Origin of the sequence: Nostoc sp. NZL (assembly GCF_015714705.1) — a bacterium.
Taxonomy (GTDB): Bacteria; Cyanobacteriota; Cyanobacteriia; order Cyanobacteriales; family Nostocaceae; genus Nostoc; species Nostoc foliaceum_A.
On the sequence record NZ_WBKL01000153.1, the window covers coordinates 72,974 to 97,092 of the forward strand.

Genomic DNA, 24,119 nt, shown 5'->3' on the forward strand with positions numbered 1-24,119 from the left:
GCTCTGGATTTTTCAATATTTGGCTTCTGACAACAATAACTTTGGGGACAAAAGACAAAGGACAAAAGATGAATTTTAGTACTGCTCTACCTACTTTTGTAATAACACTCCGAGAAGGAGTGGAAGCTGCTCTTGTTGTTGGCATCGTGCTAGCTTTGCTGAAAAAAGCTAAACAATCCCAACTCAACTCTTGGGTATATGCTGGTGTTGGCGTTGGCATTGTCGTCAGTGCTTTAATAGGTGTGCTATTCAGTTGGCTAATTCAAGTACTGGGGGCAGCGAATCCTCAATACACCTCCGTAGTTGAGCCAGCGCTAGAAGGTGTGTTTGGCGTGTTAGCGATCGCAATGCTCAGTTGGATGCTAATTTGGATGACTAAACAAGCCAGATTCATGAAAGCTACAGTTGAAGGAGCAGTAACAGAAGCGCTGACACAAAACTCAAATGCTGGTTGGGGTGTTTTTACTTTAATTTTAATTGCCGTAGTCCGCGAAGGCTTTGAAACTGTTCTGTTCGTTGCTGCTAATTTTCAACAGGGATTAATGCCAGCATTGGGTGCTATTGCTGGTTTGGTAACGGCATCTGCCATTGGAGTGCTGCTATTTAAATGGGGTGTCAAAATTAACATCCGCCAGTTTTTCCAGGTAATGGGCGTTTTCTTAGTGTTGATTGTCGCTGGGTTGGTAGTTTCAGCCTTGAAACATTTTGACGAAGCTGTGGCTAACTTTGCCCTTAGCAGTCGTGCTACAGAAAGCCTTTGTTTCTATTACGAACGTTTTACTAAAGTCCACTCATGTATTTTGGGGCCAATGGTTTCAAATACTTCTACAATTTTGCCTGACGAAAAGTTTCCTGGCATTATCCTTAAATCTTTATTTGGTTACAGAGACAATCTCTATCTTGTGCAAGCAGTGGGATATGTGTCATTTTTACTCACCATTGGAGGACTATATTTCCGCAGTCTTGGAGGTGCTTCTCCTGAGAGTAAAAAAAATATCCCCTTTGCTCAAAAACCGATTAGTTCTGCAAAGGATTAAAAGCACAGTCAATTTTATATTTTTTTCCTCGTTCCCAGTCAGAGACTGGGAATGCCTATCGGGAGGTTCCGCCTCCCTTATTTATCAAGGTAGAACTTGAAAACAAGATTTTAAATTATATTTATTGGGCTAAGTACCCTGTGGTACAAACAATACTTGCTTAAGCTGCTGACAAGCCTTTTCAATTGCATCTATACTACCTGGGTTCACTAGGCCAAAATAATCAAACACATAAACTCGGTTATTTTTAGTTGCTTGCAATTGCTGCCAAAAAGCTTCCTTTTTCAGGGAATCTAACAGCGCTACTTCCGAATTTCCTTGCGGGGGATTCACCAAAATTATCACCTCTGGATTTGCTTCTAAAACTTTCTCAGCGGAAAGCGTCACATAGCCACCAATTGGACTTTTTCCTTGTAAATCTGCTGCTATATTTTTCGCCTGAAATTTCGCCAGCAAATCTCCTGCCCAACTATTTTTATTCGGCGCTAAAATTGGTTGACGACTAACCAGCGCAAGAGTAGAAAAACCCTGAGTTGCTTTTTCTGGCAAGAAAGTTTTGTAACGATTTAACAAAGGCTGAGGATCAGCATCAATTGATTTAGCAAGGGTTTTAGTAAGTTCTTCTAAAGATTTCCAGTTGTTCACCTTAGTCATCAAGGTTGGAATTCCTAGCTGCTGAAGTTTTTGAATTGGGATATTAGAAAAACCTTCTGCACCAATAACTAAATCTGGTTTGAGTGCTACCACTTTTTCTAGATTTGGCGGGCTTTGCCCTTCACTAACACGGGGAATATCCTTGAATCTTGAATCATTATTAAATAATTTACTACCAGTGATTCCGACAATTTTTGTTTGATCAAGTCGAGAGGTAATGTCAGCAGCAAGAGAAGAAAGGGCAACAACTCTTTGTGCTGATCCTTTTGGTAATTGCTGAGAATTTGTATTTATCGTCTCAGTAGGCTTCGTAACTTTTATTTCTGGCTGCTGAGTGGTTGCAGTCGTGCAAGCAGCTAAAACTATACTCATCAAAAGTGCTAAAGCAGATAAAAGCCAACGACGATACATATTAAAATTCCTTCTGGGGTAAGAATGGCATAAAAAATATACTCAGCACCACATTCAAAAATAGCAAATGTAGCTTTTATTGACTCCGCTATCGTTGCGTAGATGCGTTGCCTCACCTCCTGCCTTGTTTATTGATAGTTTTAACGAAATTTAGCTATATAGCTATAAGCTTTTAAGTAGGATATCAATGAAGTCAGAGATTAAAAAGATTTGGATAATGACAAAAGCTAAAACTCAGGGTATTCTTGGTTCAAAAATCCTACTGGTTTTGGCAGATTGTCACTAACTAAGATAGAGGCAAAATCTACCCAATAGTAGACTAAACTTACTTTGTATTCTGGTGTTTTATACTGCCCTGTATGCATTTATGTCTTTATAAAAAAATCCGGCAACACAAATAGTCCTTTGGCAGTCTTGAAAAAATAGGTTTTAAAACCCTTACAACTTAACTATATAATTTGATACACGTTGCCCACAATTATCTCAGTTGGGGTCGATGATTATTGTGTCCATCTACTGCTAGGTATGTCTAATCAATTATTTTGGCGGCGCCTATTCGCTGTTGTTTTCACTAGTAGTTCATTACTACCCAACTTTGGGAGTGAGCCAGCAAGAGCGCAAGTAACCCAGTATTGTCAGTTATCATCAGCGGCGGCGCAAGAAAAAGAAAACTTACGTTTATCAGCCCTCAAAGGCAAGCAAGATGCCCAAACCCGCTACCAAAACTTAGTCAAAAAACAGGCACAGGAATTACAGCAGTGCCGTACTCGGACTTGGCCGCAAATCCAAGCTCTCTGGTTGCGCTTGTATCCCTGTGACATTCAGCCAGGAACAATTGATCAGGTTATGGATCGGATTGTCAACCGTGGCTATAACCAAGTTTATTTAGAAGTATTTTACGACGGGCAGGTATTATTGCCAGCAACAGCTAACCCGACGGTTTGGCCTTCTGTGATTCGGACTCCAGGGGCAGAAAATGTCGATTTACTCGCCACAGCAATTCAAAAAGGTCGGCAACGCGGTTTAAAAGTTTACGCCTGGATGTTTACCACAAATTTCGGCTATACTTACGCCCAGCGCCGAGATAGAGAAAGTGCGATCGCTCGTAATGGCAAAGGTCAAACGAGCTTATATGTTGTAGATAATGGCTCTCAACTATTTATCGACCCCTACAACCTGCAAGCAAAACGCGACTATTACCAATTAGTACAAGAAGTTTTGCGCCGTCGCCCAGATGGCATTTTATTAGACTATGTGCGTTATCCGCGCCAAGCAGGAAGTGATTCCATCGCCACTAAAGTTTCAGATTTATGGCTATTTAGTCCCGCAATCCAAGAAGCTTTGTTTAAACGGGCACAGAATTACAAAGGGCTGGACTTGATTCGCCGCTTTTTGAGTAAGGGATACGTCACTGGTGGAGATATAGCGGAAGTTGATAAACTTTATCCCCAAGAAGGCGAACCCCTTTGGCAAGGACGCACTCCCTCACCAGCGCAAAAATCAATCCTGTCTGCAACCGGCAGACAACCACTTTTGCAATGGGAATTGTGGCAGCTCGCCGTTGCCCACGCCATGCAAGGAATTCTAGATTTTGTCACCGTAGCCAGTTACCCAGCAAAACAGCAAGGTATTTCCACGGGAGTCGTGTTTTTCCCGGATGGAAACCAAACTGTAGGACAAGGGTATGATTCCCGTTTGCAACCTTGGGATCGCTTCCCCACTACATTGCAGTGGCATCCTATGGCTTATGGGAATTGCAATAATGTCAGTTGTATTGTGGCACAAGTGCAGCGGGTTTTGAGTATGACAAAACCTGGTACTCAAGTAATTCCAGCTTTAGCCGGCAAATGGGGAGAATCGATTAGTAATCGTCCATCTCTAGAAGCACAAATGCAGGCACTTCGCCAATACGCCCCCCAACTGAAGGGAGTTAGCCATTTTGCCTATTCTTGGCAATATCCTCAGAATGATAACGATCGCAAATTTTGTCGCACTCGTTAAGGAGGCAGCAGGCAGCAGGCAGCAGGCAAGAGAAAGGAGGAATCCCGATAAATAATTTAAAAAGAAATGGTATGAGTGTCAATTTCGCCAATCACCCAATTGCGTCGTGAGGAAATAACGCACGTGGTCTACAAATAATGGCCCCCATTTGTGGGTGCCATGTCCCATACCAGGAACTACATAACAGTCACCATCCAGAAAGCGCCCAGCGCAAGCACGGGCATCTCGAATATTCACAATGCGATCGCTAGCGCCCACTAAAAAACGAACCCGACGCGGAGGCTGTACCCGCTCAATGTAGGTCATTGGGTTGCACGCCCAAGCATACTCATCGGGGTATTTCAGATTTTTGGCTAATTGTAAAAGCTTAACAATGGGTTTGAGATTCGGTTGCACTCGTTCCAGCAACGCTTCTGCTACTGCACCTAATGGGGAAGCTGCTAAATCTGGTAAGACCAAGTAGCCCCAACTTTTGGCAAAAGACTGGAGATCGGCATGACCAATGGCACCCAGTAAACGCTCCCCAACACCATCAGCAGTAAAGGCATAGGCGGCTTGCAAAACTCCCATACTAACGCCGAATAATGCCAGCCGACGATTACTGAGTCCATAGCGATCGCCACAAAAGTCACGGACTCTGGCAATATCAGCCGCAGTCCTGCGAAATAAGCATAAAAGTAACTCAGTGTCAAATGAGATACCCCTGTCAATTAAAGGCTTAATTTCATGGTCTGCCATAGCCGTGAATGTACGCACCAAGCTACGCTCACCAGCCAAGGGTGTATCGAACAAAGCTACAGCTATGCCCATTTGCGTCAGGGTCGATACGATGAAGGCGTTCCAGCTATAGGGGGCGCTCATTCCTTGCAAACCAATCACTAAAGGCGTATCCTGCGCGGGTCGATTATGTGGCAGAAAGACAGCAACCGGAAAGCCACTTAATCGTTCATCAATATCAGCTACGCCAGTATAAGAAAAAGGCTCTTGAAACCAATAACGATGACCATCTACACCGTCAAAATTAATCGCATCGGGGCCGTAGATAGGCATGGTAGATGATATAAAAGTGAACTAATCGTTAAAGACTAGCATTTTTTATACTTTGAATTAACTTGAAGCCAAGTCCTCTGGTGTATTACAGTTAAACAGCATTTCGGGTTCTGCTAAGGGCAAAACTTCTACAGGATATTGCCGAAGCCACTGTTGAAACGATCGCCCCCCTTGGTTGATAAACTCTAAAAGTTGTGGCAAACACCTACGGCGATAGAAACCACATAGAGGTTCCCAACCTTTAGGATGATGAGCTAAAGCTGCGATCGCATTATCCCCCACGCTATCAAGTCTAGTTACCCAATCTTCCAACACCTCAACTCGCAACCTCGGCAAATCACAAGCTAGCAGCAGTACCCAATCTGTTTGCACTTCGGCTAGTCCTTGGGCAAAACCAACTAGAGGCCCGTGGGCTAGAGATTCTCCAGATAAAGGCACTTCCCGAATAAACTGACAACCAGGCAAAACCAAATGTTGATAGCGTTCTGGCCAGGGAGTGACTATATAAACAACATCAGCACAGCTTTGAGCAATGCTACAAACTCGCTGTAACAACGGCACTCCTTGAATTGGAATCAGGGCTTTATCCTGACCCATGCGAGAACTCTTACCCCCAGCTAACACAATGGCAGTTAATTCGCTTCGGGTCGTCATTCTCACTTCACCTAATTCATGGTTATGCGTCTAATGTTGCCAAAATTATCCTCTATTTTGACTTTTCTGGACTTGCTGCAATAAATGCTCTACATTTGCCGCTGGTGCAAGGCACTTCAAACCTTGGCAAACTAATCCAACGCTTCCCTCTGGTAAATCAGATGTGATGGCAAATACAGCCACCGGTAGAAACTTGGGGATCAAAGAGTTTATTTGCTCATTGGTGCTGCGAATCAAGGTAGAATTGCGATACCAATCCAAAGCTGTAAACAAGCTGGGGCAAGCTTGGGGAGCGCGATGCATTACACTCCTAAAAGCTTTCAAACCAAGTTCTGCTAAATCCAAATAATCTAGATTATCGGTGAGTAGGGCGAGACGGACAAGGTTAGCGATCGCAATTCCATTGGCTGATGGTGTTGCATTATCAGCATAACTACGCTCCCGCACAATCAAATCTTGACTAGAATCACTAGATGTGTTATAGTAACCACCTAATTCTACACTCCAGAGAAATTCGTTGAATTCATCTTGGATAGCGATCGCTTTTTCTAACCATTGCTTATGCTCCGGGTTGGAAGCTTGTAAATCCAAGAGAGCTTTAATAAACAAGGCGTAATCTTCAGACTGAGCTAAAACGGTTGGTTCTCCTTGATAATTGAGTCGGTGAAAACGCCCATCGACAAACTGATTTTCCAAAATAAAATTCGCTGCTCGTGCTGCTAATTCCAGATATAACGGTTGTTGGAAAACTCCAGCAGCTCTAGCCAGCCCGGAAATCATCAAGCTGTTCCAAGCGACAATCATCTTCGTATCTGTCACTGAAGGAATCCGACCTGGCCAGTTAGCAGTTTTTGCTTCTTGGTTGTTACGAGCCGGTGGAAAAATTTCTAGAGACTCAGAACTAACGCCATAGCGAGCGGTAAACAGCTTACTTAATGCCGTTTCCAGGGTTGCACTCAGTTGCCCTGCATGGCGTCTTTGCAAGACATTACGTCCTTCAAAATTACCGTTAGGTGTCACAGTAAACTGTTCTAATTCCGTTAATTCTTCAGGTGTTAACAGTTGTTGTAGTTCGCTGTAACTCCAGACATAAAAGGCTCCTTCTTCTGGTTCTACTGCCGTGGATTCAATGAAGCTGTCGGCATCTTGAGCAGCATAGAAGTAACCTTCAGGCGCGGTCATTTCCCGCTTCAGCCATTGTACAGTACCAGCAACTGCTCTTTCAAACGCTGGTTCTTGTATTCCTGTACTCCATAAATTTGCTATGTACTCCACAATCTGTCCATTATCGTAGAGCATCTTTTCAAAGTGGGGTACTGTCCAAGTAGGGTCAACAGTATAGCGATGAAAGCCACCGCCCACATGGTCATAAATGCCACCCAGCGCTAAGTCTAGTCCCCGTTGGGTACAAACTTGCTTGCCATCATATCGAGATTCAAAATTAAATCGAGTTCCCCGCAATGCTAATTCTGCATAGGGAATCATCGGAAAGCTATTGCCAGATTGACTAGAAGTAATTATACCTGTGCTGGTTTCCCAACCTTGGCGGAGTAATTCACGGTCTTCAAGCTCATTTGTTGTACCATCTTGCAACACCGCAGACGTGAGCAGCGACTCAATAATTAAGGCTTTGCGTTGCTGTAATTCTGCTTTTTCTGTGTCGTAGTAACGGCGAAGAGCTTGCAACACCTGCAAAAATCCAGGACGACCATAGCGCGGGTCTACAGGGAAATAAGTACCAGCGTAAAACGGCACCAAATCTTCTGGGGAAAGAAATACGTTTAAAGGCCAACCCCCTTGGCCACTCATCATCTGCAAAGCTTGCATATAGATGCTATCGAGGTCAGGTCTTTCTTCCCTGTCTACTTTGATGGGAAGATAATTAGCATTCATGTAGTCAGCGATCGCAATATCAGAAAAAGCCTCGCCTTCCATGACAGTACACCAATGGCAACTAGAGTAGCCAATGGAGAGAAAAATCGGTTTATTCTGCGCCCTTGCAGTTGCAAGTGCTTCGTCACACCAAGACCACCAATCAATCGGGTTTTCGGCGTGTTTGCGGAGATAGAGGCTCTTAGCTTCAGCAAGGCGATTAGTCATGATCAAATGCAAGTAGTTGCCTTCTTTGCTCAGTCTACCTGTTCCCAGGAGTGTTAGCCTAGACGGCTATGTACATAAGCAAGAAATCCTACGAGCGAATTATCTCTTGGGTAAGAGGTATTACTACATGTCTTTGATATCGCCCACACCTGTGCAATTCGTAAAATATTTTACTGAAATGATCGCAATAGCAAGCTGACGATATTTGGTGGTGTTTCTGGCACAGGTGATGCTGCCTTTGTCTGAATCATAGTATTTGGGCTAAGTCCTGCTATCAGATGCAGCAAGAAGGTGATAATGGCGGCTTGTACAAGTTTTTCCCGCATGGCACGTCTCTCTCTGGGTGGATAGCATTGAAGTAGGACTGGTTATTCTAAATACACCTCGTACTATCGATTTACTGAATCTAACAAAAATAACTTGATAATTGCTGAGGGAAATCCTAAAAAAATGTTTAAAATGTTACTAAAATTTAACAAAATTCCCTAAGCAAGCCTGATTCCGGTTATTGGTCTAATCACCACATCGCCAAGGTTATACAGCAAAAGCCGAGGCATGAGATTGGCGATAATTGGAGTTTTGTGGTTTGTTATTCCCCACATGGAGATATTCTCTTAGACACGTTTTGCCACTAAAAAGTGCCCTTAGGGGTTGAATTTCTTGCAAAAGCACCTTTTGCTCCCTTATTAGAGAAGGAAAAACGAGAAAGGTTTGATTTATCTGCTTGGGAACAGTAGAGATAAACCCCAGTTTCGTGCTGTCACCGATAAAATGTATTTAAAGTAGCCACAAACACGCTTCCATGATTCCTATCGTTATTGAACAATCGGGTCGAGGTGAACGCGCCTTTGACATCTACTCACGGCTGTTGCGTGAGCGCATCATCTTTTTGGGACAACAAGTTGACAACAACATTGCGAACTTGATTGTTGCCCAACTGCTGTATTTGGATGCCGAAGACTCGGAGAAAGACATTTATATGTACATCAATTCTCCCGGTGGTTCGGTGACGGCTGGTATGGGCATTTTTGACACTATGAAACACATTCGCCCTGATGTCTGTACAATTTGTACCGGATTGGCGGCGAGTATGGGCGCTTTCCTCCTTAGTGCTGGTGCAAAGGGTAAGCGAATGAGTCTACCTCATTCTCGGATTATGATTCATCAACCTTTAGGTGGTGCTCAAGGACAGGCGACTGATATTGAAATTCAGGCGCGGGAAATTCTTTACCACAAACGGCGGCTAAACGACTATTTAGCTGAACATACAGGTCAACCAATTGAGCGGATTGCTGAAGATACTGAACGTGACTTCTTCATGTCGCCAGAGGAAGCCAGAGAATACGGTTTAATTGACCAAGTTATTGACCGTCATGCCGCTGGTAGCCGCCCAGCAGTTGCTGTTGTTAATTAATAGTCACGATTGGCTAATGGTGATTTACCACTTTTAATTCCCTGAACCCCTAAAAATAACCCCTCTTCATAAGTGAAGAGGGGTTATTTTTGGAATTGGTGGCCTGCTCAAGTACTTAATACCGATTTAGTCATTAGTTCTTACAAATAACAAATGACTAATGACTAATCAAAATCCCGCTATTGGGTCTGGTTCAGATTGGAGGAATTTGAGGAATCCATGCAATTCTTCTTCGGTTAGCAAAGTGCGCCCCCGCTTGCCGTAGGTTTTAATTAGATGCTCCCGTCCCTGTTCTGGTGTCCAGCCTAAGCGCTGAAGTTCGACATCTGTTTTAGCAATTACATCCGATAAATCCACGGGTTCAGCTTTCTTCTTTCTCTTTCCTGTCGCTGGCGGGGTGGCGACATCCTCTTGAGCGCTGTAACTCCGAGGTGTAAATGGTGTGACATTATTGGCAGAAATTGCTGGAAAGGTTTGATTTTCAATCTCGTTACTAGACGTTACTTCCAAGTTTTCAACTGGAGGAGCAAATTCTAGCTCCCGGTTGGCAGTCACAGGAAAATTTTGACCTAAATCCTCGCTATAGGTATTGCTTGTACTTGCGCTTCGTGTCTCCGTTGGTATGGGAACAGCACTGCTGTTACCGTACTGTTCGTTGTTGGTTGTTACTACTTCTGGTTTAATATTCCGTACTCTGGAAGGCGGCAAAGATATTTCTTTGTCACTGACCACTGACCACTGACTACCAACAAAATCCTCATCTTTTACAGAGGAATAGCCAGCAGACTCATTCAATCCACTTTTGGTATTTAAGGAAGGGTTTAGCTGCGCTGGGGAAATTGAATTTGAGGTAAATGTCACTGATTCGGGTGGCGCATTTGTAATCCCCAAAACTATCAACGCCCTGGTTCTGGCTTGGTCTTCTGCTGCTTCTACTGTTTCTGCTGCTGCCATACCCGTAGCACGGGTTACGCCTTCAATTTGCACGCTTGCCCGGACAATATATTTTCCTTGAAAAATTTGCACTAATTCAGAAATCAGACTGCCCTTGGGATACAAGCTCTGGAATTGAGCCAACATAATATTGCTACCAATCTAAATCTTTTTAATAACGGGGTTGATACTGCCTGTATGCTCAAGCAAGGTAAACTGCCCTTACTTTAATTTACATCTACTCGATACCCAGGATGCTTGCCAATATTGCATTTCTTCTCTACGAGACGCTACGCGAACATTTTTAATTGCTTACTATCTGTCATCAGTTTCTTGGCAGGCGGTGAGCAGGTATAATTCTCTGCTTTGGGTCATCAAGGTAATATTCTTGCTTTGCCTTTTGTCCTAATTGTAGCAGTAGCTCTTTTTTGAGGAAATTGTTTGGCTAGTGCTAACTTACCTGGGTAGTCTTGCCTGCAATGCTATACTGATTACCCAAGTCGATATCTAGAACTATTTTCTGGAAGTGCGCTCTAAATCTACAATAATGAAGATAAGGTTCGCCCTCACTGCTTATTAAGCTGCTCACCTAATTGTTACCGATTCTACATGTGGGAAAATTGGGTTCATCGGCAGTTCCTCCTAGTTAAAATCAGAGTCTAATGGCGTAAAATTACCTTCACTCTAGACAATCAAACACCTGTAGTTTCCACACCACTTGCTCCACTTGGGGAAACCCCAAGACCGCAGTGGCTCCCCTGCATAGCGCTTTTGGGCAGCATGGATTCTCTAAAACCCAGCTTCTCAAAAACCCGTCGCGTAATTACCTAGCGGGGCTAAATCTTAAATCAGGCGTGCTTTCTAAGTTTGGTTAGGTGAAGAGACTTGAACGCAGGCGAACTCTGAGAGCATGGTGCAGTGAGAAGTTCGTAGACGCCCAGAGTTGTCCGTGGGTCGGCTTCCTTTCCTTGGAACTTGGAAAGCCTTGCCTCAGGGCAATTCGTTTCCAGCTTGTTTCTGTAAGCCGTGAGGGTATACAGGAAAGAACCAGATTAAACAAAAAATGATGTTTTGACCAAAGGTCGGTTCACTGCATGGAATTTTCAATCGCTACACTCCTTGCCAATTTCACCGATGATAAATTGGTAGCTCGGAAAGTTTTGGAAAAGAAACTTGGCTGTGAAGATGAAAAAAGCTTACAAAAACTTCACATTGCCTTAGATGTTCTTGAAAAAATCGGCATTTTAGTAAAAGAACGGGGCAAGTACCGCCGTGTCTCAGAAGAAGGAATAATCGAGGCAAAACTCCGTTGCTCTAGTAAAGGTTTTTGCTTTGCTATTCAAGATGTGGAAGGAGCCGAGGATATTTACATCCGCGAAAGTCATCTGAGTAATGCTTGGAATGGCGATCGCGTTTTGGTCAGAGTTCTCAAAGAAGGCAGTCGCCGTCGCTCTCCTGAAGGAGAGGTGAAGCTGATTCTAGAACGTTCCAACCACACGTTACTGGCACGAATTAAGCAGGTGGAAACTGGCTTCCGGGCTGTGCCCTTAGATGATCGATTGCTGTTTGAACTCAAGATTCAACCCAACGAAGCGAAGTTGGAAGAAGCGATCGATCATCTTGTTCATGTGGAAGTCTTGCGTTACCCGTTGGCACAATATCCTCCCCTTGGTCGAGTTGTACAAATCCTCGGCAGTGATGCCGAAGCTGCTGCTGATATAGATTTAGTTACGTGCAAACACGACCTTTCCCGGACTTTTCCTGATCATGTCCTAGAAGCAGCCACCAAGTTGCCCAAAAAGCTGCTCAAAGCAGACCTGAAAAATCGGCTAGATTTGCGTAATTTGTTTACCTTCACCATTGAAGGGGTAAATGGCGACACCAAAGTTATAGAAAACGCTTTTAGTTTAGAAAAAAACTTAGCCGGAAACTGGCTTTTGGGCGTTCATATCACCGATGTTTCTCACTATGTCCAACCTGACGAACCCCTAGATAGAGAAGCACTCAAACGGGGTAAATCAGTGTATCTGGGAGAATTGGTGTTGCCAATGTTGCCACCGACTGTAGCAGAGCGCTGTTCTTTGGTAGCTGGGAGCGATCGCTTAACTATCTCTTTTTTAATTACAATTGATCCTCAATCAGGACAAGTGTTGGAATGGGAAATTCAACCCAGTGTGATCAACGTAGAAACTGCACTGAGTACAGAACAAGCTCAAGCAATTCTTACAGGTGAAGCTCAAGATCAATCTCCACAGATTTCTCAAATCCTGCAAGACCTCCAAGCCTTGCAAACAGGCGTGAAACAGGTACGGTTGACTCGTGGTAGCCTCCAGTTGAATCTGCCGCCCAGCCAAAACGCTTACTATGATGAGGGGATTCTCGGCGCTGTGGTGGTCAATGATTTACCAGTGCGATCGCTACTCACGGAGTTGGTACTGTTAGTTAATCAACTAGTAGCAACTCACTTAAATGCTCTTGGTGTTCCCGCCATCTGGCGAGTCCAAGGCACACCTGATGTTGAAGATGTCCAGGAAATGCTGAAATTGGCAGTCAATTTAGGCGTTGACCTCACACTAGATCCAGAAGTCGATATCCAACCCTTAGATTACCAACATTTGACCACAGCTTTTGCTGAATCTCCCTCTGAGCAAGTTCTTACCTACTTATTACAAGATACACTTAAGCCGTCTGCGTACAGCACCACTAAAGGTTCTCACTTTGGTCTGGCACTACCGCAATATGTCCACTTTAGCGCTCCCTTGCGGCGTTACCCAGATTTGCTGATGCAAAGAGTGTATTACACGCTACTCGAAAACGGACGCGATCGCCGCAATACTCGTGTGAGAGAGCGCGTTAACCTGCGCCACTCCTCCAGCCACGAGGAAATTAACTGGAACGTTTTACCCCCAGAATTGCAACAAGAACTGCAAAGCGATTTAACTAGGGTAATTGTCCAAATCAATGACCGAGAAAAAGAAGTCCAAGAAGCCGAAGCCGATTTAGCCGGACTGCAAAAAGCCCAACTGATGAAGCAGCGCATCGGTCAGGTATTTCAAGGCGTGATTACTGGGGTTCAATCCTACGGTTTCTTTGTGGAAATTGAAGTACCAGCAGCTGAAGTGGAATCCAGCAGTAATCCTGGTGTACCTCTGAGGGTGGAAGGATTGGTACACGTCAGTTCTCTCAAAGACGATTGGTATGAATATCGTGCCAGACAACAGGCGCTGTTTGGTCGTAAAAATCGCGCTTCTTATAGACTAGGCGATCGCGTCGCTGTACAAGTTAAAAGTGTCGATTACTACCGTCAGCAAATTGATTTGGTAACGGTCGGCAGCGATGGCGTAGCCAAAGGTTTAACTGGTAATGCTTCCAATGACGATCTTTCAGACCTCTACTTGCCAAATGATATTGAGCCTGATGACTTAGACCCTTACTCTGAAGATGAGTAAAATTAACTAACTTTTACGTGCCACATAACACTAAGCCTCTAATTTTAGGCGTATCGGGCGCATCTGGTCTGATTTACGCTGTTCGCGCGATCAAATTTTTGCTAGAAGCGGATTATAGTATTGAATTGGTTGCCTCTAAATCTACTTACATGGTTTGGCAATCAGAACAGGAAATTCGGATGCCAGCAGAACCAACCGGGCAAGAGCAATTCTGGCGAGAGCAAGCTGGAGTTGCACTTTCGGGCAAACTCCGCTGTCATCCTTGGAGTGATGTTGGAGCCGGGATTGCCAGTGGTTCCTTTGCCACTCTGGGGATGATGATCATTCCATGCAGTATGAGCACAGTGGCAAAGCTAGCAGTTGGCTTGAGTTCCGATTTACTAGAACGAGCGGCGGATGTCCAACTCAAAGAAGGGCGAAAGCTGGTCATTGTCCCCCGTGAAACGCCTTTTAGCCTCATCCACCTCCGTAACTTAACCTCTCTAGCAGAAGTTGGAGTGAGAATTGTCCCTGCTATTCCCGCCTGGTACCATAATCCCCAAACCATCGAGGATTTAGTTGATTTTGTAGTTGCCCGTGCTTTAGATCAACTAGATATTGACTGCATCCCAATTCAGCGGTGGCAAGGTCGTCGCTAACGCCCTCAGTGGACTCATCGAAAATTTCACAATAGTCCTAAAAGGGTAATGATAGAGATGGCTGATAGTGTCAGTAGTAAGTGAACAGTAATCACTGAAGAATAATCAGACTGATAACTGACTACTAACTACTGACCACTGATAACTGACAACTGACAAAATTGCTATGGCTGTAATTCGCTTAATTCTATTGGTGGCGGTACTGGGAGGACTAACACTGTTGTTAGTCCAAAATTTCTCACCTGCCCTATCGCTAGTATTTTTGGGCGTGCGAACTCAACCATTACCACTAGCGATATGGATTTTGTTCAGTACTACCACTGGTGCTTTCACATCTATATTGATTGCTACCTTGTTTAACTTATCCAATTATTTTGGGGGAGGACAACGCCAAACTCCTGACCGCCGAAGCGCAACTCCGCCTCGTGCGAAGGCAAACCGTAGAGAAGAACCTACATCTCGTCCTACCAGTTCTCCACCACCAGCTAGTAAAAAAGAAGAGCCTACTAGTGATGTATTTGATGATTGGGAGACAAATGGCAGTGGAGATGATGATTGGAATTTTGATGAAAGGTCAGAGGAAGCGCCTAATCCTAATCCTCAAGCTCAACAGCCTAGAGACTCTAAAACTTACGAACGTCAATCAGAAGTCAAAAGCAGTTCTCAGTCTGGTTCAGTTTATTCCTACAGCTACCGTGAGCCAAAAAATACGGCTGTGGGAAAAACTGAATCTGTTTACGATGCTGATTACCGGGTAATCATCCCCCCTTATCAGCCGCCGGCTACCAATCAAGCTGATGATGATGATTGGGACTTTTTTGATGATGATGATGATTTTGAGGATGATGATAAACGCCCCCGTCGTTGAGATGTAGCAGGCTACGTCTCTACTTGATGCCACACCGCTCTCTAGACTCCTGCTTGACCTTACCAGTCATGGCAGCTTCCTGCAAAGTCATAAAAGCATTAAAATCTTCCAAGTCATACCGGGTAGTCAACAGTTGTCGTAGTTGATTTTCAGCTTCCACTGTCAAATAGCCAGTTGCTAAAGCTTTTTGTACAACGTCACGAATTCTATTCATAGTTGACGCCTCATTCATCCTATATTTATTCATTCAGGCTTATTGGGGTGAAATATGCAGTAGTCTTTGTGCCGAAACCTCATATTTACAAATCTTTTTTGGGCGATCGCAGTAAAAAGGTCATCATTTACACCTCTATCAGAAACATTTAATTGTTTGGGGCTTGTTATAACTAGATTTTTAGAATAACTACACGGTGCTGGTAGAAACACAGTATTGTGTATACTTAAAATTAACCACCAGAGTGAAAATTCGGATTATTTAGATAGACAGAAATTGTTTGGATAAAGTTTCAAAGAAGCTATATTAATTTTTTCGTTAAGCATAGCGATCGCTATGCAGCAATTACCAAGTTACTTCAGTAAATTTACTAAATTCCTGAGAAATTCATCATTTATACCAAGTTGTGATAGATAGTATTATTTGCTTGAAAGCTAGTCCAGCAGAGCTTAGACGTTAAAGAATACTAACTTTGGCAACTTGGTATTATTACTTATGGTAATTTCACAGAAGAATCATTAATCTACTGCCTAAGTTACTTTAAATACATTAACAACAGTAATAACGGTAGTTAATTAAACTCAATTAGAAGATGAATTTGTAAAATTTAAAAATAATTGAAAGTTAGAAAAGTTATACGTAATTTTGATATTGGCACAGGGAAAAGCCTTATTATCCATTGAAAATAAATTACTCAGAGGTTTGCTTTGTGGTTCTAGTTCTGCGGAAATTGCTAATGGAGTTTATCGCAGCCGTAGTAGCAGTACTGTTAGAGCTGATCTTTATAAGCGATAAATACATAGAATAAATGCTGAGTAACCAGGCAGAATACTCAGTAAAATAAAAAACTGGATCTGTATGACGCGTTTGCTAGCAAAAGCAGAATCGAAAATATCAGCTAATTGGCGATTGCTTTTCTAGAACATCGGTTGAATACGCAGGTATGAGTCGTTGAGTTTATAATTGGAAACTGTGACTCAGCACGGGCTAAACGCCCCACTACCGCTAACAGAACTCATAATTGGAGCGAAGCAACTGGTGAGCAGCTTATTACAAGGAGTCAACCTTTACTTAATTGGGATGATGGGCGTTGGTAAGACGACAATAGGGCGCTTACTGGCAAAGGAACTGGGTTATGGGTTTGTAGATACCGATGATGTCATTTCCCAAGCAACAGGTAAATCTATCAATCAGTTATTTGCAGAAGTTGGGGAAGCAGGGTTTCGCAAGCTAGAAAGTGATGTGCTTTCACAAGTCTGTGCTTTTACAAAGTTGACTATAGCAACTGGTGGGGGCATTGTATTGCGGCGAGAAAATTGGGGTTACTTGCACCACGGTTTGATAGTGTGGCTAGATGCGCCAGTGGAGCTAATTTATAACCGTTTAGCTGAGGATACCACAAGACCACTGCTGCAAGATGTTGATCCTAAAGGTAAATTGCGATCGCTCCTCGAACAACGAACACCACTTTACTCGCAAGCCGATTTGCACATCACCGAGCAAGAGGGAGAAACGCCTGAAGAGGTTGCCAAGCGAATACTTGAGGCAATTCCTAACGTTCTTAAACCACAAGTTTCTCATTAAGAAGACTCAAGTTACCAATTTATGGGATTGGCTCTAGAGGTTGAAGTTTTACTGCTGTGTCACCAAAGAATTCAATGGATATTGAAGAGTTTTTCAGTCGTTTAGATGCTGGGGAAAATGATTTTTCAGGAGTCGATCTCAGTGGTGCAGTCTTAAGCGAAGTTGATTTGTCTGGTATTAATCTCAGTGGTGCTGATTTGAGAGTTACTCTTATGGAGAGCGTCAATCTCGAAAATGCTAATTTATTGGAAGTTAACTGGCGCGGCGCAAAAATGTATGGGGCTTATTTCTACAATACGGTTTTGCCAGATGGTGAACTCGTAACAGAACCAAACAGCTATGGCTGATCAGTACAAACATACTCGACTTTAACATTAGAGATTGTGACGAGTTACAAAGTCTTCTACACTGACTGAAATAGGTTTTAACTCTCAACGGCGGCTCCTCATGACGGTCAACGATTCTGAATACATCAGGCAAGCTGAAGCCACTCGTGTGCGTGTACTAAGCGAAGCACTACCTTATATTCAACAATTCGCCGGTCGCACTGTTGTTGTCAAATATGGTGGCGCAGCGATGAAAGATAGCACACTCAAAGACAAAGTTATCCGCGACATTGTATTCTTATCCTGCGTGGGCTTGCGTCCGATTGTAGTACACGGCGGCGGCCCAGAAATTAACAGCTGGTTAGATAAGCTGGGAATCGAACCACAATTTAAGAATGGTCTGCGAGTCACTGATGCCGCCACAATGGATGTGGTGGAAATGGTTTTAGTTGGTCGAGTTAACAAAGAAATTGTCGCGCTAATTAACCAAGCTGGTGGATTGGCTGTAGGACTTTGCGGTAAAGACGGTAATCTATTTACAGCCCGTCCTCAAGGTCAAGAAGGCATCGGTTTTGTGGGGGAAGTCAGCAATGTGAATATCAAGATTTTGGACACCCTCGCTAGCAATGGCTATATTCCGGTAGTGTCCAGCGTAGCCGCAGACGAGACAGGGCAAGCTTATAACATTAACGCCGATACTGTAGCTGGAGAAATCGCTGCTGCACTAGGAGCAGAAAAGTTAATTTTACTGACCGACACAAGTGGAATTTTAAAAGATTACAAAGACCAATCTACTTTGATTCCAAAAGTAGATATCCGCGAAGCCCGCGAGTTGATTGCCAATGGTATAGTCAGTGGTGGGATGATCCCTAAAGTGAATTGTTGTGTGCGATCGCTTGCTCAAGGAGTCCGTGCAGCACACATCATCGATGGTCGCATTCCTCACGCGCTGTTACTAGAAATCTTTACTGACGTTGGGATTGGGACAATGATTCTTGGTTCGCAGTTTACTTCGTAAGAGTTAGGAGGTAGCAGTTCTCCTCCTGTGCTCCCTACTCCTCACTTTACCGAGGATAGGTAATAATAACCCGCGATTGCCCACCACTAAATGGTGTACTACGCCATGAATTGTTGATAATCACTGGATTAACTACGGTTGAGTCTCGAATTGTTGGATTAATCAGTGTGGAATTTCTCACGTTCTGCCTTACCTGGGGATAGGAATAATCAGGGTAATTATTGCGTTGTGGCATCAGTCCCGTTCCTGGGTCTACAGGCATAGGTGTGGGAATCGGACTACCATAAATAAAGGAACCGACAGCAGGCGATCGCCTGATTCCATAACCACCGTCAATTACTATCACACGCTGGGCAGCAGCTGGAGCAATGGTTACACCCATCACTGCTAAAGTCATGCCTGCTAAGAGCCAATTCAGTTGCGAATGCTTGATTTTCAACATATTTTGCTCACCTGCATTTGATACCAGAATTTTTAATCAGAAAATTATTGCAGCTACTTAGTTAAAATTTTAGAAGTTTATTTACTTTCAGATTGCCAGCTTCTGAAAAGATTCCAAAAAGATTGCTGGCATTGGCAAAATTAAAACAGTGCTGATTTTTTATAGAAGACGTGAGTACAGAAAGTTTAGAAATTGCTAAAACCCGCTACCAGGCTGGGAAAGTTGCCTTTGAAAATGGGCAATACCGCGAAGCCATAGAAAATTTAGAAAAGGCCAGCGCCCTGTTAGCTCGTAATACTCGCCTTGGGGGCGAAGTAGAAATTTATCTGGTGACAGCTTATGAAGCTGCTGGACGCACCGATGATGCGATCGCTCTTTGCGAAAGACTCAAACGCCATGCCCATTTTGAAATTAGCAAACAAGCGCGACGGATGCTTTACATCTTAAAAGCACCAAAGCTGAAAAGACCCAGCGAGTGGATGACCCAAATCCCCGATTTAGCCGCACTATCTGATAATGAACTCAAAATTTCTGTACCTGCTAAACCTACTAAATCTTCTGTCCAGCAGAAGCCTAAACCTACAGAGCCAGAATTTGTTGACCTCAGTCAGGTCAATACCAAAGATAATCGCTTTATCTGGGTGGCGCTAATTGCCATTGGTTTAACCATTTCATACTTGGTTTGGTTGAATTTATCAGGAACCCCAAACTGATACCAACTTACATTGGATGATTCACCTACTATGAGCAGTAATTTCGGCTAAATGTGGAGTTATTCAACTGAACACGAATAAAAGACTTTCTAGTAATGTCTTGTCCTAATAACCTTTTAGTTAGGGTGTTTGGATGATACTTCGTTTTTTCACCCTTGGAACTCTTGCTTGCGGGGCGCTTTCAGCCCCGCACCAAAACGGTAAGAGTTGAGTTTTCTAGGATATTTACTCACAGTTACATAGATAGTCATTAGTAGAGGATGAAATTGCGAACTCAATCCTTTCAGGATTACTCTACCTACTAAAGCCAGTCATCCTTGCTAAGTATAAAGAGATTCAAAAAATAAAATTAGCAGCCGTTTCGTAACTGTCCTAAACAATTACATCACAACAAGCACAAAATATTTTTCTCTTGCCCAAGCACAACATTCTAATATGACTGTATCTCAGCATTAGTTAATTTTTATAAGCAATAACGGTATACATCTGCTGTCATCTTAGCAATGTGTTCCCAATTATACTGTTGAGCTAACTGGAGGTTGTGCTGTCCCATAAAAAATAGTTCAGAATGCTTTTCTAAAGCAGAATTCATGGCTTTCTTTAAACCATTTTCATCATCTATCTGATATAGAAATGCCCCAGTATCGTCAAGCACTTCTCCAATGCAACCTTTGCGTGGTGCTATACAGGCTCTGCCGAAGGACATTGCTAAAACTACTGCGCCCGATGTCAAAATATCTCGGTATGGAAATATAACTACATCACAAGCATTCATGTACAGTTGAATTTTATCAGCTGGAATAAAGCCTGGAATTAACTTAATTCTTTGATCATTGGCAATCTTTTGTTTAAGCGTATCCGTCATTTCTTGATTATCGTTGTGAACTCTGCCAGCAATTACTAGTTGGACTTTGTCACTAGATAGTTGATTGAATGTATCTATAAGTTCAAACACTCCTTTGTAGGGGCGAATCGTACCAAGGAAAAGAAAAACAAGATTAGAATCTTTTAAACCTAAACTTTCTCGGGCAGTTACTTTTTCTATCTTATTTTCATAACACTCTATGTAATTCCCATGTGGAACAACGAAGATTTTATCTTTCTTCTTTACGGAAAATTCTTTGATAACTTCTTCTTTTGCCGCTTGGCAATGAGTAATGATACCGTTAGATAATTTAGCTACAACAATGTTGTAAATCCGATCTAAAGTTAAGTTTATGTTTTCATGATTTTTAAGATTATGTACAGTCCAAATAATTTTTATGCCAATCATTTTTAGGACAACTAGCTCAAATATCACTATCAATAATTTAAGTAAGTTAAACACTATATTTGTTGAGTGGATAAAAAATGGATGTAACCAATGTAAATGTACAATATCTGCCTTAGCATGTAAGACTACTTCGGGTAAAAAAAAAGTTCTTGAAGATTGAAGGCTTGGAAATTCAACTTTAATATCTAGTTTTTCTAAGTTATCAATCAACTGCTTTGTGTAAGGGTTATCGTCAGTTACTTGAGGTAGAAAAATCGATTTTATGTGTTCCATTTTAAATAATTTCAACTAAATAATATATATCTAGACCTAACCAATGATTTTACAGTATTATACAGTTTTGCAGGGTTGGCTGACTTAAGTGTAGTAATAATCACCTTTTTTACTAATTTGCTGTAGGTAGTCATTACTGGTATAAGTCTACCAACCAGGGCTATGTATACTTCAGTTCAATGGCAATACTTCTATTTCAAAATTTCCGTAATCATATCAAAGTTGGTTGCTGCTGCCTGCTTAACTTTTGGCAGTACTTGATTCAGTTGGTTAGCTACCTCGTGACGTTTATTCCAACACTGAATAATTGCTTCACAAGCTACATCAGCATTTAGAAATTGTTGAATTGAGATCAGTAGTCCATTGTGCATTGCTTCAGAACCGAAAAGATCGCTCATAATCCCTTCTGCTTTGACTGAATAACCAACTGGCATAGTACAGATCCCACTGGAAAGCCCAGCGATCGCAGGATGCATTCTTTCCGCTACAATCATGTCGCAAGCTCCAATTAAGCCTTTAAACTCTGATGCAGTATGATCTGCACCCGCAAGCCGAACATCTGGATTGTAGTTAAGGGCTTTTAGCAATTGGGTAGCAAAGATTCGATCATCATTATTCGCATCGATTTCTTGAACATGAGGAATTATCAATACCTGCGCTTTAAATTCGTTAATCATGAGTTGTACTACCTGAGACCAGACATTAACATGCTTGTCGTAATCTTGAGCAGCGTAACGGCAAATACCCTGACTAGGTGCGATCGCAATTTTAGGTCTATCTTGGTCAATACCGTAGTTACTGAGTATTTTAGCTATAATCTCTGGAGATGGTGGGTTCAGCAAAAAGGCTGGATCAGCAGTATGCTTAACTAGTGAAGGATCTAAACCTAAATCTTTAGTAACATAGTTGTAGGAAAGTTTTTCTCTAACTGTAATCAACTTGGAACGTCGAGCAACTTCCACCCAAGCATCAGCCTCTTCTTTAGTTTTGAATGGGCCAATTGATTGAGCCAGAAATACAACAGGCACACCAGCATTCAACGCTAACTTTAATGGCAACAAATGTCTATTTAGTCCCCCATAGTCCGAACTAAATACATCTCCTCCTGAAGCAATCACAATTGATGCTTGACGGATATTTTCTACATTAGATTGGTAATCAATTGATAAAGGCTTGTAAAACTGAGAAAGTTTGCTACGTAACTTGCGTAGCCTTGTTGAATTAGCATTTCTTAGATGATCTTTTATTGGCTTTGAACCAAAAATCTCCAATCGCATTGCATCATAGTCAGGTGTCAGGGTTAACACATCGATAGCCAGATTAGGCTGACGTTGTAGTAACTGTTCAAGAGTAGGAATAACTAATGCTTCAACCCCTCTATTACGTAACCCAGTAATTCCAGTAATGATTGCATTCATGACATTTTAACCTCTATTAATCTTTAAAACAGAATATTCGGGAGCTATATAACAAGCAACTAATTGGATAATTGCTTGAGAGCAAAATTATTTGATATATCTTTTCTATTTTTCATAAATGATTTCTTTGTATATTTTTGCAAAATCATCATTCATGAAAATATAGAAATTAAGCACCAATCTTCAGCAATAGCCCTTTCAATAGTCGTTTAATCCGCCACGTTGCTCGTCTCCATAATGCTTCCTTATATAGCTTTTGATATCTCTGCACTAGAGGTTCTAGCCGCTGCTTAAACAAAGAGAATTTACCAGCATCAACGGCATCCTTGAAAGCAATATGACTTTCTGCTGCTAGAGCTACCCTTAGAAGTTGCCGCTCTTGAAGGTTGCGCTTGAGATGGTTAGCTTTTGGTTGAACCCGTTTTTGAGGACGCCATTTACCCTCTAAATCGGTTAAGTACAAACGATAAGCCAGACCTTCTCGTCGATGCTGAAAACCTGATTTTTGTGATTGAGAAACTTCATCGGCGCTAATACGGTCAAGCTTTAATTGCCTCGCACTCATAGCACGCTCAATCATGTCATGAATAACTGGGTGACGCACAACTACAACGTTTGTGCCTTTACTATCTTTAACGTACTGAGGTAGCCAAGCATCACCAACCGTGACATCTGCTGTTTCCCCTACTACATCATCACAATAGTCACATGCTTTGTACTTAAAGAAGCCCAACCCCCAATCAGTACCGTAGAGGTCGCGTACAGGCATAACATGAGTGGCTATCTGTCCATCTTCTTGAACTCCAGTCACTTCAACACCGTATCGGTTGGCGTCTGCATCTGGTAATTTTTTGCGAAAGTCAATTGCTAAAAGATTACCAGGTGCGATACCGCTTTGCCAAGCAAACATCTCGGCGAAGCGCATACTCTTAAGATGTCCGCAAATTAGGGCTACGCAGAACTTGATCCTTTCAGCTAGTAATTCATCTTGTCGCATCAACAGACGAACAGCTTTAATAAAACATGGGATACCAACAATTGCGTAACGTCCTGGTCGTTCACGAATTAGCTGTATCACCTCAGACATTTCCACAGGGTAATAGCGTGACTTAGCACTACTATGTACCTGCTGTATAGTTGTTGAAAGTTGGTAGGAGAATAGTCTAGGGTCTGATGCGGTGGGATGGCGTTGATGAACATGAATTACACCATCGACTAGTCCTTCACTGAGAAGACTACTCACAAGCCAGGTTCCCATACCTCCTGAACTACCGCGATCGCGATAATTACCCTCTAATACATAGCCTGCATAAGTAGCTAAATTGTAGCCGATCCTATCATGATATTGGCAATCATTACTGAATAATGGTTGGCTAATCTCGTCTTCATTTAAACTTTCCTTTGAAAAAGGACACACAGATTGCACTGAATTCCTCAAAAATGACTGATCTACTAATGGATCAATAGTCGCTTTAAACTTGCCATATTCATCTAGTTGCATTTTTAGAGGAGAGCCACTTATTGAAGCACAAGCGCCACAACCAATACAATAACCACCATCAATTACGGTTTCTAATAACTTAGTTACCTCAGAAGGTACGCTATTATTTTCAATTTGTTGATTCTGTGTCATCCAATTTTCTTTTATT

At 42.5% G+C, this 24,119-nt stretch carries 21 protein-coding genes; 10 read left to right on the top strand and 11 right to left on the bottom strand.

Annotated features, from left to right (window positions below):
- The first annotated feature begins 68 nt into the window (after positions 1-68).
- Positions 69-1,037: an FTR1 family iron permease gene (locus tag F8R90_RS21830; protein WP_196512425.1), complete on the top strand. Its 969-nt coding sequence runs from the start codon at positions 69-71 to the stop codon at positions 1,035-1,037.
- A 129-nt stretch (positions 1,038-1,166) separates the two neighbouring features.
- On the opposite strand, the gene F8R90_RS21835 is transcribed toward F8R90_RS21830, so the two are convergent.
- Positions 1,167-2,102: an ABC transporter substrate-binding protein gene (locus F8R90_RS21835; RefSeq protein ID WP_196512426.1), complete on the bottom strand. Its 936-nt coding sequence runs from the start codon at positions 2,100-2,102 to the stop codon at positions 1,167-1,169.
- Between the two features lie 525 nt (positions 2,103-2,627).
- On the opposite strand from F8R90_RS21835, the gene F8R90_RS21840 reads away from it, so the two are divergent.
- On the top strand, positions 2,628-4,103 hold the full coding sequence (locus F8R90_RS21840) for a family 10 glycosylhydrolase (protein WP_196512427.1): 1,476 nt from the start codon (positions 2,628-2,630) through the stop codon (positions 4,101-4,103).
- A 78-nt stretch (positions 4,104-4,181) separates the two neighbouring features.
- Here F8R90_RS21840 and F8R90_RS21845 read toward each other — a convergent pair whose 3' ends face one another.
- The 4 genes from F8R90_RS21845 to F8R90_RS21860 all read right to left on the bottom strand — a co-directional run bounded on the left by F8R90_RS21845 (position 4,182) and on the right by F8R90_RS21860 (position 8,233).
- Complete coding sequence (locus tag F8R90_RS21845; protein ID WP_196512428.1) at positions 4,182-5,153, bottom strand: alpha/beta hydrolase; 972 nt, start codon at positions 5,151-5,153, stop codon at positions 4,182-4,184.
- Between the two features lie 57 nt (positions 5,154-5,210).
- Positions 5,211-5,807 (bottom strand): molybdenum cofactor guanylyltransferase, encoded by a 597-nt coding sequence (locus F8R90_RS21850; protein WP_196512429.1) that lies wholly within the window; start codon positions 5,805-5,807, stop codon positions 5,211-5,213.
- 45 nt (positions 5,808-5,852) lie between these two features.
- Positions 5,853-7,907, bottom strand: coding sequence for a thioredoxin domain-containing protein (locus tag F8R90_RS21855; protein ID WP_196512430.1), 2,055 nt, complete (start codon positions 7,905-7,907; stop codon positions 5,853-5,855).
- Positions 7,908-8,077: 170 nt separating this feature from the next.
- Entirely contained in the window at positions 8,078-8,233 is a 156-nt protein-coding gene (locus F8R90_RS21860; RefSeq protein WP_196512431.1) for a hypothetical protein, read from the bottom strand.
- Between the two features lie 476 nt (positions 8,234-8,709).
- Between F8R90_RS21860 and clpP the strand changes: the two genes are divergently transcribed.
- Positions 8,710-9,321 carry an ATP-dependent Clp endopeptidase proteolytic subunit ClpP gene (gene clpP / locus F8R90_RS21865; RefSeq protein ID WP_190895034.1) on the top strand — a complete coding sequence of 204 codons (612 nt, stop codon included), beginning with the start codon at positions 8,710-8,712 and terminating at the stop codon, positions 9,319-9,321.
- Between the two features lie 168 nt (positions 9,322-9,489).
- On the opposite strand, the gene F8R90_RS21870 is transcribed toward clpP, so the two are convergent.
- Positions 9,490-10,401: a hypothetical protein gene (locus tag F8R90_RS21870; protein ID WP_196512432.1), complete on the bottom strand. Its 912-nt coding sequence runs from the start codon at positions 10,399-10,401 to the stop codon at positions 9,490-9,492.
- A gap of 947 nt (positions 10,402-11,348) precedes the next feature.
- On the opposite strand from F8R90_RS21870, the gene F8R90_RS21875 reads away from it, so the two are divergent.
- The 3 genes from F8R90_RS21875 (at position 11,349) to F8R90_RS21885 (ending at position 15,209) form a co-directional block, all read left to right on the top strand.
- Positions 11,349-13,703: a ribonuclease R family protein gene (locus tag F8R90_RS21875; protein ID WP_196512433.1), complete on the top strand. Its 2,355-nt coding sequence runs from the start codon at positions 11,349-11,351 to the stop codon at positions 13,701-13,703.
- A gap of 17 nt (positions 13,704-13,720) precedes the next feature.
- Positions 13,721-14,341 (top strand): flavin prenyltransferase UbiX, encoded by a 621-nt coding sequence (locus F8R90_RS21880; protein ID WP_196512434.1) that lies wholly within the window; start codon positions 13,721-13,723, stop codon positions 14,339-14,341.
- A gap of 166 nt (positions 14,342-14,507) precedes the next feature.
- Positions 14,508-15,209, top strand: a complete 702-nt coding sequence (locus F8R90_RS21885; RefSeq protein ID WP_196512435.1) for a LapA family protein — start codon at positions 14,508-14,510, stop codon at positions 15,207-15,209.
- Positions 15,210-15,228: 19 nt separating this feature from the next.
- Here the strand turns inward: F8R90_RS21885 and F8R90_RS21890 are convergent, their stop codons facing one another.
- Complete coding sequence (locus F8R90_RS21890) at positions 15,229-15,423, bottom strand: hypothetical protein (RefSeq protein ID WP_190895038.1); 195 nt, start codon at positions 15,421-15,423, stop codon at positions 15,229-15,231.
- Positions 15,424-16,461: 1,038 nt separating this feature from the next.
- Here F8R90_RS21890 and F8R90_RS21895 point away from each other — a divergent pair.
- The 3 genes from F8R90_RS21895 (at position 16,462) to argB (ending at position 18,351) form a co-directional block, all read left to right on the top strand.
- Positions 16,462-17,007 carry a shikimate kinase gene (locus F8R90_RS21895; RefSeq protein WP_196512448.1) on the top strand — a complete coding sequence of 182 codons (546 nt, stop codon included), beginning with the start codon at positions 16,462-16,464 and terminating at the stop codon, positions 17,005-17,007.
- A gap of 56 nt (positions 17,008-17,063) precedes the next feature.
- Positions 17,064-17,354 (top strand): pentapeptide repeat-containing protein, encoded by a 291-nt coding sequence (locus F8R90_RS21900; RefSeq protein WP_331000693.1) that lies wholly within the window; start codon positions 17,064-17,066, stop codon positions 17,352-17,354.
- 100 nt (positions 17,355-17,454) lie between these two features.
- Complete coding sequence (gene argB / locus F8R90_RS21905; protein ID WP_190895039.1) at positions 17,455-18,351, top strand: acetylglutamate kinase; 897 nt, start codon at positions 17,455-17,457, stop codon at positions 18,349-18,351.
- Positions 18,352-18,397: 46 nt separating this feature from the next.
- Here argB and F8R90_RS21910 read toward each other — a convergent pair whose 3' ends face one another.
- On the bottom strand, positions 18,398-18,793 hold the full coding sequence (locus F8R90_RS21910) for a hypothetical protein (RefSeq protein WP_196512436.1): 396 nt from the start codon (positions 18,791-18,793) through the stop codon (positions 18,398-18,400).
- Positions 18,794-18,963: 170 nt separating this feature from the next.
- On the opposite strand from F8R90_RS21910, the gene F8R90_RS21915 reads away from it, so the two are divergent.
- Positions 18,964-19,506, top strand: coding sequence for a tetratricopeptide repeat protein (locus tag F8R90_RS21915; RefSeq protein WP_196512437.1), 543 nt, complete (start codon positions 18,964-18,966; stop codon positions 19,504-19,506).
- A 463-nt stretch (positions 19,507-19,969) separates the two neighbouring features.
- On the opposite strand, the gene F8R90_RS21920 is transcribed toward F8R90_RS21915, so the two are convergent.
- The 3 genes from F8R90_RS21920 to F8R90_RS21930 all read right to left on the bottom strand — a co-directional run bounded on the left by F8R90_RS21920 (position 19,970) and on the right by F8R90_RS21930 (position 24,103).
- Complete coding sequence (locus F8R90_RS21920) at positions 19,970-21,052, bottom strand: glycosyltransferase (protein WP_230966600.1); 1,083 nt, start codon at positions 21,050-21,052, stop codon at positions 19,970-19,972.
- A gap of 191 nt (positions 21,053-21,243) precedes the next feature.
- Positions 21,244-22,470 (bottom strand): polysaccharide pyruvyl transferase family protein, encoded by a 1,227-nt coding sequence (locus F8R90_RS21925; RefSeq protein WP_196512438.1) that lies wholly within the window; start codon positions 22,468-22,470, stop codon positions 21,244-21,246.
- Between the two features lie 169 nt (positions 22,471-22,639).
- Entirely contained in the window at positions 22,640-24,103 is a 1,464-nt protein-coding gene (locus F8R90_RS21930; protein ID WP_196512439.1) for a Coenzyme F420 hydrogenase/dehydrogenase, beta subunit C-terminal domain, read from the bottom strand.
- Between the last annotated feature and the right edge of the window lie 16 nt (positions 24,104-24,119).